Raw genomic sequence first — 15372 nt, 5'->3', positions numbered from 1 at the left:
AAATGATCAAATGAATACTAACATACTACAATAAACTGCACTTTTTTGGAGCAAATTTATCATTTAAATCAGTTTTAATCGATCAATTGAATCATATAAAAAACCGCTGCACTAAAGGCTTTGTCGCTATATATTTCTGAATGAATTAAAAAATTCTGCTCTAAATAGACATATGATTAAACTTTGACCTTCTATGTGTCATTTTGAATAGCGCTTAGGCTGAACTATGAATACCTAAATCTTGTTTCCATTAAATAAAAAAAGCTGAACCTAAGTTCAGCTTTTTTATCACTTAATAAAATTAAGCACCCGTTTGATAATTTGGTTTTGGTACAGCAGTCGACGCTTGATAAGGTTGAGTAAAGTCGTTTAAACCTGCCGCTGCTTCTGCAATGTCTTTACCTTCTTTAATCACGAAAGTATCGAAACCAGCACGCTTCATGTAGTTCAACACGTCTTTGAATACATCACCTGTTGCACGAAGTTCGCCTTGGAAGCCTTGGCGACGTAACAATGCGGCAAATGAATACCCACGACCATCATTAAAACCTGCAAACTCAATAAAAATTGCATCAAGCTGATCAAGTGGGAATTCATTATTTTCAGGTGAGGCATCTACGGTTAGGTAAAGTGCTTTTTTACCTGAAACATTGGCAAGCTGGTCTAACTGCTCCACCGTTAAAACCACATCACCTTGTGGCAATACGCCATCTTCACCAATCAGTTGATAAGTATTGTCTGCAATCGTGCCATTCTTAGAGAGCACTTGTAGTGCGGTATTAAGCATATGCACGCTCCTTAAATGGTTGAATTCCTACACGACGGTAAGTATCAATGAACTCTTCACCTTCTTGACGTAAATCAAGATAAGTGTTCAAAATTTCTTCCACCACATCTGGTACTTTTTCAGCAGCAAATGATGGTCCTAAGATGTCACCAATCGATGCATCATGGTCTGCATTACCACCCAATGTAATTTGGTAGAATTCTGCGCCTTTCTTATCGACACCTAAAATACCAATATTACCCACATGGTGATGACCACAGGCATTCATACAACCTGAAATGTTCAAGTCCAATTTACCTAAGTTGTAAATTGTATCTAGATCATCAAAACGGCGTGAAATCGCTTCAGAAATCGGAATGGATTTCGCATTTGCCAATGAACAGAAATCACCACCTGGACAGCAGATAATATCGGTTAAGAAACCAATGTGCGCGCGAGCCAAGTTATTCTTTTCAAGAATCGTCCAAAGCTCAAATAAATCTTTTTGCGGTACATCGACAAGGGCAATGTTTTGCTCATGCGTGGTACGCAATTCACCAAAAGTGTACTTATCTGCAAGATCAGCAATCAAGTTCATTTCTTCAGTGGTCACGTCACCCGGTGCAACGCCTGCACGTTTCAATGAAATTGTTACGATGCGGTAACCTTTCACTTTGTGTGCATTGGTATTGATGTTAAACCACTGTTTGAATTTCGGATGTGCAGCAAACAGTGCTGAGAAGTCTTCATCTGCATAATCTTGGTACGCAAATGGTTTGAAGTTCTGGTCCATTTTCGCTAGAGTGTCTGCATCAACTTTTAAAGTTTTAATCGTATGTGCAAATTCAGCTTCAACTTTTTCAGCAAAAACCTCAGGTGTTAAAGCTTTTACCAAGATTTTGATACGAGCTTTATATTTGTTATCACGACGACCGTGTAAGTTATACACACGAAGCACTGCTTCTAAGTAAGCAATAAGGTCTTCACGTGGCAACCACTCTTTGATCACAGCACCAATGATCGGTGTACGACCTAAACCACCGCCAACCATGATTTTATAGCCCATTTCACCCGCCTCATTGCGAACGATATACACTCCGATATCATGAAATGCTGTTGCAGCGCGGTCGATTTCAGCAAGTGCAGAAACTGCGATCTTGAACTTACGTGGCAAGAATGCAAATTCTGGATGGAAAGTTGACCACTGACGAATCAATTCGCATGTCGGTCTTGGATCTTCAATTTCACCAGCAACGACACCTGCATATTGGTCTGTTGTTGTATTACGAATACAGTTACCAGATGTTTGAATCGCATGCATTTGAACTGATGCCAACTCTTGCAACATGTCTGGCACATTTTCTAATGCTGGCCAGTTAAATTGAAAGTTTTGACGAGTAGAAACGTGTGCATAACCACGGTCATACGCTTTAGCGAGTTCAGCAATTTTACGAAGCTGTTTAGAGTTCATCAAACCATAAGGTACAGCGACGCGAAGCATCGGCGCATAACGCTGAACATATAATCCATTTTGTAAACGTAATGGACGATATTCATCTTCAGTAAGCTTTCCAGCTAAATAACGTTCCGTTTGATCACGGAATTGTGCAACACGTTCATTGATCAGTTGCTGATCGAAATCAGTATATAAATACATGGCGTACAGCTAGTAGTTTAATTTTAACGAAGCACAGCATAGCTTTTATTCATCTATCAATAAAATGCGTTTTTTACATATTTAATAGCGGTTTTATTGATATGTAATCACTCGAATCACTGATATATAGACCAGCTCTGGATTCCAGCACTTATTCCACATAAAGATGTTATTTAACTATTCTTAGCACATAAATTCATATAGATAGTAAATTTGTTCTTTATTAAAAATTATCCGATCGTGATGTATGTATTTTCCCAGTACCCTTCTTTAAATTGACCCTCAATCAATTGCACATAACGACCATGCACATTATCAATGGCAATACAATCATCAACGTCCAAAACCCGATCTGTATGCTGTTTTTGCCAATCTTTTCCAAAGAATGATTTTCCACGCTCTTTAGCCGATGCAGTATTTAAAGCTGGTACTAATACATAACGATGTAACTCTCCGAACTCATTAACGTGGTACCCACCTAAATTAATCAACCAGAGTTTCATTTCGTTTTCATTAGGAGCTGCATCTGTAAAATGGATTTGGAATTGCTGCTCATTATATTCCACTCCATTTACCTTCGCCCACGCATCAATATGTAAGCCTTTCTGCTCACCAAACCAAGCATTTTTGAGTTGAGGATAGACTTCTTCTAGTGAATCCCCAACAGCCAAAACCACATCATGCACTTCAGTATTGGCACGTGCATGACGACCACCGAGCATTACAAGAAATAGGCTTGGCATGGTTGATTTCCTTTGGCTTTGACAAGACCATTAATCATACCTGAATTTGGATTTGCCACTACTGAAAAGAATGGATTGGCTGTGTTACTGATTTTTATACAGGGTTTAAAGATTAACCTGACCAATTCAACGATAATGGATACGTGGTGGCGACATGGATGTCCCCCGTTGAGCAGTATTACAAGAATGTAATATCTGCTCAACAGAAAGCCTTCGGTTACTTTGGGCTTTTCCAAAGTAACGTAAAAGTAAGTCCATGAAATAGCTCTTCAAATCTGAATCTCAAATAGATTCACACTCCAAACTGCCTTACTTTTTTTCGGTAAAAGTAACAAAATCATTTTGTATTTCTGATGATACTTGCCTGTATCACAGAAATACAGACGACATCCATGTCACCGATCCAAAAATCAAATTTTAGGAAAATATTTTAGCTTTTCTAGAGCGCATAAAAAAATCGCATCCAATGGCTTAAATGCGATTTTCTAAATAGCACCTCTCCCCTTACAAAGCAGTGCTTCTCATTCCAAAGGGAGAGGCTTAAAGGGTGAATTACATTTCTACCATTTCCACGCCATCAATGCGTGCAACTGTCATTAAGTCTTTATCACCACGACCTGAAACCGTCGCAATAATAATTTGATCTTTAGACATCGTTGGAGCCAACTTAGTCACATATGCCATCGCATGCGAACTTTCAAGTGCAGGAATAATACCTTCAATCTTAGTTAAGTCGCGGAAGCCTTGTAATGCTTCATTGTCATTAATTGGAACATACTCAACACGCTTCATATCTTTTAAGAAGCTATGCTCTGGACCTACACCAGGATAATCCAAACCTGCTGAAATTGAGTGTGTTTCAATAATCTGACCTTGTGCATCCGACATCAGATAAGTGCGGTTACCATGCAGCACACCAACATGACCAGCATTTAATGGAGCAGAGTGTTTACCAGTTTCAATACCGTAACCAGCAGCTTCGACACCGTACATTTTCACATCTTGATCATTCAGGAATGGATAGAACAAGCCCATCGCATTTGAACCACCGCCGACACAAGCAACCAGTGCATCTGGTAGACGACCTGCTTGCTCTTGAATTTGGCGGCGAGCTTCACGACCAATGATCGATTGGAAATCACGTACCAATTGAGGATATGGATGTGGACCTGCAACTGTACCAATCACGTAATAAGTAGAATCGACATTTGTTACCCAATCACGCATGGCTTCGTTCATGGCATCTTTTAATGTTTTAGAACCACTTTCGACAGGAACAACAGTCGCGCCCAATAAACGCATACGATATACATTCATCGCTTGGCGTTTCACATCATCTGCACCCATGTATACAACACATTCAAGCCCTAAACGCGCTGCGATGGTCGCTGTTGCCACACCATGTTGACCTGCACCAGTCTCAGCAATAATACGTTTTTTGCCTGATAACTTTGCCAGCAAAGCCTGACCAATCGTGTTATTTACTTTATGGGAGCCAGTATGGTTCAAGTCTTCTCGTTTTAGATAGATTTGTGCACCACCCAACTCCTTTGACCATCGCTCAGCATAATAAAGCGGACTTGGACGACCTACATAAAAAGCGAGGTCACGGTCGAATTCTGCCAAAAACTGTTCGTCATTTTTCATTCGGAAATACAGTTGCTCTAGATCTTCTAGTGCAGCCATTAGAGTTTCTGACACAAAACGTCCGCCATGGATACCGAAATGCCCTTTTGCATCAGGGTATTGGGTATAGTCAATCACTTGATCTTGTTGATTAACGGTTTGCTGATCCACGATGGACTCCTTGCATAAAGCGTTCTACGAGTTGTTGGTCTTTTATACCTTTTGCGGACTCTACACCGCCGCTCACATCCACAGCATATGCTTGTGTTGTAAGAATTGCTTGCTCGATATTGTCAGGGTTTAGTCCTCCTGCCAAGATCAATGGAATATTTAATTTTGGAAATGTTGTCCAATCAAAGCTGTGGCCTGTTCCGCCCTTTAAATCTGGATGCCATGCATCCAACAACACAGCACTCGCACCAAACTTTTGATATTTATTGATTTCTTCAACGATATCTAGTTCTGGTTTTACTTGAATTGCTTTATACCAGCGGCGACCCACTGCTTGAGCAATTTGTTTGCACTGTTCTGGACTTTCATCGCCATGAAACTGCAAAATATCTAAAGGGACTTTTTTAAGTATGTTTTGGATCTCTTCGGCTGAACTATTAACAAATAATCCAACTGATTGAATATAAGCAGGAATCGCTTGAACCAACAGTGCTGCTTGCTCAACATCTACGTGTCTTGGACTTGGTGGAAAAAACACAAGTCCTATTGCATCCGCACCAGCTTGCACAACAGCTTGGACATCTTCTAATCGGGTAATCCCACATATTTTTGCACGAGTTCGCATCTATTCTAGCTCTAATCCACCCTCATCATAGCCGATCTATCATTTTTGGGCGCTTCATTGTAAAGCAATTTTTTCATCTTGCGTAAAGTTCACTCAGAATATTCGGTGTGAAGATTGTTTAAATGAGAAGCGCTCTTTATACTGCGCTCAAATTGCAACAAGTCAAAGCAATCGCTTTAGGGAAGTTGGTGAAAATCCAACACTGCCCCCGCAACGGTAAAAAATGAAAAGCATTTCTCAATAGATTTCTGATTTTTAGAGATTTACACCACTGCATGTCATATGTGGGAAGGTGGAAATGTAAGTAATCCAGTTACTACATTTGAGTCCGGATACCTGCTTGTTGTGTTCTTCCACTCAATCATTCACGGGGAAGTGAATGTATGGAGCACGTTATGTCTATTCAATGTCAACCAACAGCTTTGGTTGGTGCAATCGCTATTGCGATGGGTTTTTCAACGTCTGTAACAGCAACGACTGAAGCTCAAACTTCTGCAAAATCTTCTTTAAGCACGATTGTGGTTACAGCTTCTCGTAGTGAACAAAATATTGAAAATGTGCCTGCGCGGATTTCAATTATTGAGCCTAAAGTTTTAGATCAATCCCCTATTGTATCTTTACCTCACTTATTAATTAATGATGCATCAATCAATATGGTTCAGACTGGCGGATATGGACAGCAAGCTTCTATTTTTTTACGTGGAACTGAGTCTGACCATACTTTAGTCATGCGTGATGGTGTTCGTTTAAATACACCCTCTCAGGGTTCGGCATCAATTCAATTTATTGACACAACAGACCTGAAGCAAATTGAAGTTCTTAAAGGACCGGCATCTGTACTTTATGGTACTGATGCTATTGGTGGTGTCATACAACTTGTATCTAAAACACCGGTAAAAACAGGTGCATTTGTTACAGGCGAAATTGGTGAAAACAAAACTTATAAATCAATTGTAGGTGCCGACTTTGCTGAAAATGGTTTGTATACACAAATTCGCGGTCAACGTTTAGAATCTGATGGCACTGAAGTATTAAGCAACAGTAATCAAAAATATGCATATGATCAAAAAGGATACAGCGCAAAATTTGGTGTCGACAAAGAAGCTTTTTCTGCATCTTTAGATTACAGCCAAAATGAAGGAAATGGTGCTTACAACTTAAACGGCAATTTAGTTTCACAAGATTTTCAAAATGAAATTGTGAACTTAAAGGGTAAGGTTAAAATCACATCAGATCTTGAATTAAATGCCCGTTTATCACAGTTTAAAGATGATTTAGACCAAATGGACAAGCCTGACTTTGTTCACAATACCTCTAAAGAAACTGAAGTTTATGGAAAATGGCAATTCACACCTTCTCAAAATATTCTAATGGGGGTAACTCATAAAAATATTGAAGCAGATATTTTATCTAAAAGTGATTGGGATCCTATGTATGATGTTGAATATAGTCGTAAAAACAACAGCACAGGCTATTTTGCTCAACATCAATACCAAGCAAATAATATCGATGCGCAATTTGGCATTCGCTTAGAAGATGATGAACGTTTCGGCTCACATACCGTTGGTCAAGGGGCTGTAAGATATCACTTTAGCCCATCTACAAGTATCTATACCAATATTGGTAGCTCATTTAGAGCACCAAGTATGAATGATTTATATGCAAAAAATTGGGGTGGCAACCCAAACCTAAAACCTGAAGAAGGCTTTTCATATGAAGTTGGTTTAGATCAGAAAGTTACAGAAAACTCTTTAATTTCTTTATCTGTATATCGTAATGAAGTAGACAATCTGATTACTTCAAAAAATAGCACCCTCATAAATGTAAATAAGTCTAAATTTACAGGTGGTGAAGTTTCTTATAAATGGAATACAGATGATTTATTCTTAAATGCTTCTTACGCTTATATGCAAGCAAAAAACTCAGAAACAGATGAAGATTTGCAAAAGCGCCCTCGTCAAAAAGCAACACTATCAGCAGGCTTACAAAATGAGGTTTACGGAATTAGCACTTCTATAGTTGGTAGCTCTAAGTCTAAAAGTTACAGCACTCAATACAATAATCCTGGTTATGCAACCATCGATGTAAATGCTTACTGGAATATAAACCCCAATATTAAACTATTCACTAATATTGAAAATATTGGTGATGTTCAATATGAAACTGAATACTCTAGTGGCAATGGTATTTATTACATCAATGGTGGTCGCCAAGCTTCCGTTGGTGTTACGTTCAAGTACTAATTTCATCAACCTATAGCTAAATACTTTTTGAGGATAATGTCACAGCTGTGGCATTATCCTTTTTAAATTGCGATATCTAAATATTAAGGAAATAACATGGGACACCGTTTAAGTAAAATTTACACCCGCACGGGAGATACGGGCACTACCGGACTAGGCGATGGTTCACGTGTACCTAAAGATGATTTACGTATCGATGCGTTAGGTGATGTCGATGAACTCAATGCGACCATTGGTGTATTACGTTCGCACATTGTTTTAAGCAGCATTGAAAACAAAACTCAATGGGATAAATCACTCAGTCTGATACAACACTGGTTATTCGATTTAGGCGGTGAAGTCTGCATTCCTGGATTTAACTTGGTTCAACCAGTATCTATTGAATTTTTAGAAAATGATATTGATCGTATGAACGAAGCATTACCCATGCTCAAGGATTTTATCCTTCCTGCAGGAACTTTGGTCTGTAGCTTTACACATCAAGCACGTGCTGTCTGCCGTAGAGCTGAACGCAGCGTGATGTCTGTCCATCAACGTGATCAAAATATCCAAGCTACATCATTGCAACTTTTGAACCGCTTATCTGATTGGTTATTCGTCGCATCTCGTACCTTACAACGTGCTGAAGGTGGCTCAGAAGTGCTTTGGCAAAAGAATATCAATGAGACGATTGAGGCCTGACCTTAAAAGTGTAAAAAGGTCTGCATGTTGATTGCCCCATCCACTTAAAATGCTTTTTTAATCAAAATTTTGATTAAAAATCGTCATATTTCATTCATAATTTAGCACTAAAATCACCCTGAAATTTCAGGGTGTTTTATGAAAATAATTGGTCATCGTGGTGCGCGTGGGGAAGCACCTGAAAACACCCTCGGTGGATTTCAATATATTCAAGATATTGGTATCCGCGCTGTAGAATTTGACGTTCGTCAACTCAAAGATAATGCTCTGATCGTGATGCATGATGATGACTTTATTCGTACTACAGGCCAAGCTAAACATTTATACGAATGTGATGAGCAAGATTTAGCGCAGTATAATCATGCCGTAACGTGGTCTGAATGGAATAAAGTCGAAGCTACGCCTCTACTCGATCAAACCCTCAAAATTATTCATAATTTTAATCATATTGAAGTTGAGGTCAAAGCTGTTGAATCGATGAAGGCCGCAGAAAAGATTGTCGAAGCCTTAGATCAACAATTAATTGGCTTTGAAGATTCAGCCATTATCACCAGTTTCGATCCTAAAATTCATCAAGCCCTTCAACAGCAAAAATCAAGGTTTAAGCGTGGATTACTGGTTGAAACCGATATAAAGCATGCAGCCATTGATCAAGCTTTGAAATTTGAATGTTGTCAAATTGGTTGGATGAACGAACTTGCTACAAATGAGATCATTGCCTCCACACTTTCCGCAAATTTAAATATTAGTATTTGGACAGTCAATCATATAGATCGTGCTAAACAGCTTAAGGATTTAGGAGTTCAAGGCTTAATTACTGATTATCCCAAGTTAATGATGTCTCACCTATAATATTTTCAAATTCAAAAACTTATTTGATTATTTTTTCTAATTTATTTTTTGAAATTCGTCCAAAGTCGAATTTATACAATGATGTATTCTGTTACGGTTTAAACAATACAACTGTACAATAATGCTAGTGAACACATGTTCGCCCATGTTAGTATTAACGAGTCTAACCTCACAAATTTGTGAGTGGATTTAGTTTTAACCTATTAAAGGTTCTAGGAGTGCTGTTGGAGATGAATGCTCCCCTACCCAAAGCCCCAATCAACTGGATTGCAGTATTTGCATTGGTGTTTTTACCTATTGTCGCCGTTATTGCGATTCCACTTTATGCTTATCATCATGATTTCTCGCTTGCTGCGTGGATCAGCATGTTTGCGCTGTTGGGTCTGAGCAGTCTTGGCATTACCGCAGGTTATCACCGCTTATGGGCACATCGTGCTTATGAAGCGACTGTACCACTCAAAATCATTTTAATGATTATGGGAACCTTTGCTGTACAAAACAGCATTTTGTATTGGGCCTCAGGTCACCGTACCCATCATCGTCATGTTGATGATGTAGAAAAAGATCCCTACTCAATTAACAATGGCTTCTGGTACGCGCACATCGGTTGGATGCTACGCAACTATCCAGCAGCTGAAGCAAATTACAAAAACGCCCCTGATTTATTGGCTGACAAAATTGTCATGTTCCAAGATAAATATTACATCCCTCTCGTGATTGTCGTTCATGCCGCTATTCTTCTTCCTATTGGATGGGCAGTTGGTGATGTCTGGGGAGTGTTATTGTTGGGTGGTTTAATGCGCTTAATTTTAAGCCATCATGTGACCTTCTTTATCAACTCGCTATGCCATATGTGGGGCAAACGTCCGTACACAGATGAAAATACTGCACGTGACAACTTTGTTCTTGCTATTGCGACTTGGGGTGAGGGTTATCATAACTACCATCATATCTTCCAATACGACTATCGCAATGGCGTAAAATGGTGGCAGTACGATCCAACTAAATGGTTGATCTGGACGTGTTCAAAACTAGGGCTCGCAAAAAACTTACGACGTATTCCAAGTTTTAATATTAAAAAAGCTGAGCTTGCAATGAAGTTTAAATATGCCCAACAAGATCTCGCTGTTTACGGCCATAACGTGAATGATGATATCGTGACAGTTAAAACAAAAATTGCTCAAGAATATGAAGCATTTACACAAACTCTAAATGATTGGGCGAAGCTTAAAGAGCAAGAAATTAATGCCAAAAAAGCAGCTGTTGCTGAAAAAATTCACCTAATGGATAGTAAACTGAAAGTTGAATTCCAATTGGTTGAACAACGTTTATCTCATCATAGAGAGACATTGAACTTATTGGTTCGTAATTTAAAGAAATCACCAGTATCTGAATAACTCATTCAAGAGACTCTTCAGTTACTCCAAAGCTCCGTTGATCGGGGCTTTTTTTATTTTTTCGATACCATTTCCATTGTAGCAATCACAGTTTTATGTATTGAATTTTGCTATAGTCAAAGTTGTTCATCACATTTTGAAAAATTATATGCAGTTCAATTGTCGCTATAACACACTACCCGCTCGACTGTATCATCATCAACAACCTCTTCCTCTAAAAGGGGCTAAACCTGGTCATTTTAATGAAGCACTTGCAGATGAGTTACTGTGGACTCAAGAAGATAAAATGAACTGGGTAGAAATCTGTAGCGGGCAAAAAACTTTTGCTGAGTTTGAACCTTTGGCGATGGTATACGCGGGTCACCAATTTGGACAATGGGCTGGACAGCTTGGTGACGGTCGCGGTTTACTCATTGCTCAAATTCTAGATCAAAATAACAACACGGTCGATTTACATCTTAAAGGTGCTGGCTCTACCCCCTATTCTCGGAGAGGCGATGGTCGTGCAGTGTTACGTTCCATTATTCGTGAATATTTGGCTGGACACGCCCTCAATGCCCTAGGTGTTCAATCCAGTAATGCGATTGGTTTTGTGTCATCAGATCAAGGTGTACAACGAGAAAAACTTGAACGTGGCGCGATGATGTTGCGTACGTGCGAGACACATATTCGCTTGGGTCACTTTGAATGGATTAATCAATTTCAGCCAGATCTACTGCAAGAATTTACGCAAAAGTGCATTGAATGGCACTACCCTGAATGTTTGGAGACAGAGCAACCTGTTCTTTCTTTTGCAACTCAAGTCATTCAACGTACTGCGATCATGATCGCCAAGTGGCAACTGATTGGTTTTGCGCACGGGGTCATGAATACTGACAACCTGAATATTACCGGCTCAACTTTAGATTTCGGACCTTATGGTTTTATGGAGCGTTTCCGTCCTAATTGGATCAACAATCATTCTGATTACCAAGGACGCTATACGTATCAGAACCAACCGAGTATCGGGCACTGGAATTTATGGACTTGGTTAAATAGTCTCATTCATCTTTGTCCTGAAAATTATGATCGAGAGCAATGGAAACAAGACTTGTCTTACTGTTTAGAACACTATGAACCAACGTTCCTGGAACACTATAAACTTGGTTTAAGTCAAAAAATGGGATTACCAAGTTTTCATAAAGATAGCTTTGATTGTGGTATGGCTTTTCTACATATTTTACAAACAGAACAACTTGATTACACCCAAAGTTTTATTCGTTTACAGAATAAAGCGTATGAACAAATCAAAGATGATTGCCTTGATCGTATCGCATTTGAGCGGTTTCTTCACCAATATCTCTCAATACGGGAAAATCAAGACACTGACGATCTCGATCAAGCGATGTTAACAGCCAATCCACACTACGTTCTACGAAACCATATGGCACAGAAAGCAATTGAACTTGCTGAACGTGATGATTTCTCTGAAGTTGATCGCTTGTTCAAACTTCTTCAAACACCATACACCAAACAAGAACATCTTGAACAACCAGAAGACTTAGGCCCTTTAGCTAGCGACGTCCCTGAAATTCAAGTCAGTTGTTCATCATAAGTTATTCACAGACCTCTCTCATTCTGTGGATAATTTAATCATTATCCACAATACCCATTCGTTTTGACTATGCATTTACATCAATTGGCAGCATCACAAGCTTTAAAACTTCCTGAAGTCACTGTCAGTCAACCGTTTGGTGAGGGATGTGATGTTTATAAAATTATGGATAAAATCTTTTTGCTCGCATTTCATTTACAAGGCAAAGCTGCGATTAATTTAAAAGTTGAACCAGATCATGGACATATGTTGAAAGATATTTATCCTTATATTCGATCTGGATGGCACATGAATAAACGACACTGGGTTTCAATCTATGATGAATCTGAATTGGATGAAGAGCTTCTCAAAGATTTGATCTCTAACTCCTATAATCTTGTGATATCGAAGCTTAGAAAAATAGATCAAAAAAGAATTGCACTTTTAGGTTCAATTGCAGAATAACGATATTGCGCAACGATCCATGCCTATCGTGCTTCACGATACATTTTATCCACTCATTTTTTTCACACATTTGAATAAAAGTTCATCTTTTTAAGCAATTCATAGAACAGTCTTTTTCAAAATTGAATCTGTAACCCCTCACTGATCAATTTTAAGATTTTCTTCTCTTCTTCCATTTGTTGAAAATATACATGAAAGCAATTCAAATAAAACAATACGGTGATGCAGATGTCTTAGAAATCACTCAAATTCCTGAACCTACACCATCAACAGATCAACTACTCATTGAGAACAAAGCAATTGGAATTAATCCTTTCGATTGGAAATTAAGAAATGGTCTATTCCAAGACTTATTTCCGCTTGAGTTCCCAAACATTCTAGGCCTTGAAATTGCTGGGGTTGTAAAGCAAGTTCCTGCCCATGTAAAAAACATTCGAGTCGGTGATCGTGTGTATGGTAAAGCAGATCATGCCTATGCCAAGTTCGTTTCCATGGATGTCTCTCAAGCTCACCATATTCCAGAATCTATGAGTTTTGAACAAGCGGCTGCTTTACCTACAAATACACAGGTTGCTTATAATGTTTTGGTGACATTAGGCAAATTAAAAAAAGGACAGAAAGTATTGATTCACGCTGGTGCTGGGGGTGTCGGAATTGCTGCAATTCAAATTGAAAAATATCTTGGTGCGGATATTACAACAACCGTTTCACCCAAAAAAATTGAATTCGTTAAAAGCTTAGGAGCAAATCACGTCATTGATTACACCAATACTTCATTGGATCAGATACAAGAAAGATATGACCTCATTTTGGATAGTATTGGAGCTAAAACACAAATCGAATCTTGGGAGCTTCTCAAGCAACAAGGCTTGCTTGTCTCTTTACTCGGTGATGAATCTGCCCATTTTTCCAAAAGTAAATTTGATCGAAAATTTATTTTCGCAGTTGATGTTTTGGAAAACCACAGTGATGAAATTCACGACCTTATTTTAGGGGGGCATATCCAACCTATAATTGATGAAGTTTTTGAATTCCATGACATGGCAAAAGCACATAATAAAAGTGAATTTGGTCATGTCACCGGTAAAATCATCGTAAAAATCTAGTGATCCATCTGATTTAATTTTTTTTAACTACACATTTTTATAAACACGAAGATGATCATAAAACTGCTCATCTTCGTTATAGATAACTTATGATTAGTTTATTTATTGTTCTTCAATATTGATTTAATCAACGCAAAATAATTCGTGAATAATTATATTTAAATTAACATCTTAAATTATCTAATAATTTCAAATATTTGAGCACAAAAAATCTTTGATTGAGGTTAACACTGTGTAAAACTGATCGCCTGAAAAAATTAGGAGAGACATTGGCAAGAACCAAGTTTGACTGTGGTGCGAAACCAAATTGTTGATAATATTTGGATCACCTTACAATACACATCCACATGCGCCTTTCAACTTTAACTCAGACAAAGCTTTCTCATCAAAGCTTTTCCCACACCTCTATTCTGTGCATTAGGTATTACAAATACAGCCCCTAAACCGTACCAGTCCGTATCTGCATTTGATAATTTCACTGACGAGACAGCAACATGACTCACTAAACTAAATTTTTCTTTGACTGAATGATCAACTGCAACCAAGGATAGGATGAGCTGCTACCGCTTTCTTAAAGCATTTACAATAAAATGCGCTGTGTGACTCGCATATTCCACCTTCTCAAATGCTTTTTTAGTGAGTTCGGCAATACCCTGTATATCCTCGTCTCGTTCTGGTCGAATTTCCAAATTCATTTTTTTATTCAAATTCTTTTTTTCAGCATAAAAAAAGCGAACATCATGTACTGTTCGCTTTTGTATCACCATTCAGTTTTACTTAATCTTCAGGATATTCGAAACGATATCCCACCCCATAAACAGCTTGAACCCATTCATGGCGATTACCTGTTTCCGCGGCATCCGAGATTTTACGGCGCAAGTTTTTGATATGGCTATCAATCACACGATCTGCCACTTCAAAACTGTCTGGGTTGATATGATCCAATAATTGCGCACGAGAGTACACCTGACCTACATGCTCTAAAAATAATTCAAGAAGTCGAAACTCTGTAGGTGTCAAATTTAAAGATTTGTTTTGATACCAAATTCGTTGTTGACCTTTGTCCATACGGAATAAATTATTTTCTTCAGGTTCGGCTTTACGATCTAAACGTCGCAAAACTGCTTGGACACGCGCAACTAACTCTTTAGGGCTAAATGGCTTACACACATAATCATCCGCCCCCATATTCAAACCAAGTACACGATCAATCTCTTCCGTACGTGCTGTCACCATGATAATAGGCAAATCAGACTGCTCACGGACTTTACGGGTGATCGTGAGACCATCCATACGAGGTACCATCAAATCTAAAACCATTAGACTTGGTTTACGTTGTAAAAAGCTATCATAAGCCTCTTGACCATCGTGAAACATACTGACTTCAAAGCCAGCTGCTTCAAGATAATCTCGCACCAATTGAGCAAGTTCTACTTCATCTTCAACCAGCATCACATGTTTCATATG

General features: G+C 38.6%; 14 protein-coding genes and 1 riboswitch. Of the genes, 7 read left to right on the top strand and 7 right to left on the bottom strand.

The annotated features are described in order from the left end of the window. Window positions 1–301: 301 nt before the first annotated feature. The 5 genes from FTV32_RS07155 to FTV32_RS07135 form a co-directional block, all read right to left on the bottom strand. Window positions 302–787 carry a DUF934 domain-containing protein gene (locus FTV32_RS07155; protein WP_035265541.1) on the bottom strand — a complete coding sequence of 162 codons (486 nt, stop codon included), beginning with the start codon at window positions 785–787 and terminating at the stop codon, window positions 302–304. Further along, on the bottom strand, window positions 780–2423 hold the full coding sequence (locus FTV32_RS07150) for a nitrite/sulfite reductase (protein WP_180028289.1): 1644 nt from the start codon (window positions 2421–2423) through the stop codon (window positions 780–782). Before FTV32_RS07150 ends, FTV32_RS07155 begins: the two co-directional genes overlap by 8 nt. Before the next feature lie 230 nt (window positions 2424–2653). Beyond that, window positions 2654–3166 carry a DUF1543 domain-containing protein gene (locus tag FTV32_RS07145; RefSeq protein WP_180028288.1) on the bottom strand — a complete coding sequence of 171 codons (513 nt, stop codon included), beginning with the start codon at window positions 3164–3166 and terminating at the stop codon, window positions 2654–2656. 552 nt (window positions 3167–3718) lie between these two features. Further along, window positions 3719–4963, bottom strand: a complete 1245-nt coding sequence (trpB, locus tag FTV32_RS07140; protein WP_035265544.1) for a tryptophan synthase subunit beta — start codon at window positions 4961–4963, stop codon at window positions 3719–3721. Beyond that, window positions 4944–5588 (bottom strand): phosphoribosylanthranilate isomerase, encoded by a 645-nt coding sequence (locus FTV32_RS07135; RefSeq protein ID WP_092767547.1) that lies wholly within the window; start codon window positions 5586–5588, stop codon window positions 4944–4946. Before FTV32_RS07135 ends, trpB begins: the two co-directional genes overlap by 20 nt. Window positions 5589–5730: 142 nt before the next feature. After that, a riboswitch (cobalamin riboswitch) is annotated at window positions 5731–5947 on the top strand. A gap of 36 nt (window positions 5948–5983) precedes the next feature. Between FTV32_RS07135 and FTV32_RS07130 the strand changes: the two genes are divergently transcribed. The 7 genes from FTV32_RS07130 (at window position 5984) to FTV32_RS07100 (ending at window position 13905) form a co-directional block, all read left to right on the top strand. Beyond that, entirely contained in the window at window positions 5984–7831 is a 1848-nt protein-coding gene (locus FTV32_RS07130) for a TonB-dependent siderophore receptor (RefSeq protein WP_180028287.1), read from the top strand. Window positions 7832–7927: 96 nt separating this feature from the next. Continuing rightward, window positions 7928–8512 carry a cob(I)yrinic acid a,c-diamide adenosyltransferase gene (locus tag FTV32_RS07125; protein WP_180028286.1) on the top strand — a complete coding sequence of 195 codons (585 nt, stop codon included), beginning with the start codon at window positions 7928–7930 and terminating at the stop codon, window positions 8510–8512. A 138-nt stretch (window positions 8513–8650) separates the two neighbouring features. Further along, the gene (locus FTV32_RS07120; protein ID WP_180028285.1) at window positions 8651–9364 is read left to right on the top strand and encodes a glycerophosphodiester phosphodiesterase; all 714 of its coding nucleotides are present in this window, start codon (window positions 8651–8653) and stop codon (window positions 9362–9364) included. A gap of 230 nt (window positions 9365–9594) precedes the next feature. Then, entirely contained in the window at window positions 9595–10761 is a 1167-nt protein-coding gene (locus FTV32_RS07115; RefSeq protein WP_035265557.1) for an acyl-CoA desaturase, read from the top strand. Window positions 10762–10909: 148 nt separating this feature from the next. After that, window positions 10910–12355: a YdiU family protein gene (locus tag FTV32_RS07110; RefSeq protein ID WP_180028284.1), complete on the top strand. Its 1446-nt coding sequence runs from the start codon at window positions 10910–10912 to the stop codon at window positions 12353–12355. Window positions 12356–12424: 69 nt separating this feature from the next. Beyond that, on the top strand, window positions 12425–12799 hold the full coding sequence (locus FTV32_RS07105) for an MmcQ/YjbR family DNA-binding protein (RefSeq protein ID WP_180028283.1): 375 nt from the start codon (window positions 12425–12427) through the stop codon (window positions 12797–12799). A 191-nt stretch (window positions 12800–12990) separates the two neighbouring features. Further along, a complete protein-coding gene (locus FTV32_RS07100) occupies window positions 12991–13905 on the top strand; it encodes an NADP-dependent oxidoreductase (protein WP_180028282.1) in 915 nt (304 codons plus the stop codon). A 362-nt stretch (window positions 13906–14267) separates the two neighbouring features. Here the strand turns inward: FTV32_RS07100 and FTV32_RS17750 are convergent, their stop codons facing one another. Both FTV32_RS17750 and FTV32_RS07090 read right to left on the bottom strand, forming a co-directional pair. After that, a complete protein-coding gene (locus tag FTV32_RS17750; RefSeq protein WP_373683320.1) occupies window positions 14268–14384 on the bottom strand; it encodes a GNAT family N-acetyltransferase in 117 nt (38 codons plus the stop codon). 298 nt (window positions 14385–14682) lie between these two features. After that, entirely contained in the window at window positions 14683–15369 is a 687-nt protein-coding gene (locus tag FTV32_RS07090) for a response regulator (RefSeq protein WP_092767563.1), read from the bottom strand. Window positions 15370–15372 lie beyond the last annotated feature (3 nt).

This window comes from Acinetobacter sp. YH16032, from assembly GCF_013417345.1.
Classification (GTDB): Bacteria; Pseudomonadota; Gammaproteobacteria; order Pseudomonadales; family Moraxellaceae; genus Acinetobacter.
This window is presented reverse-complemented; position numbering and strand designations above follow the sequence as displayed.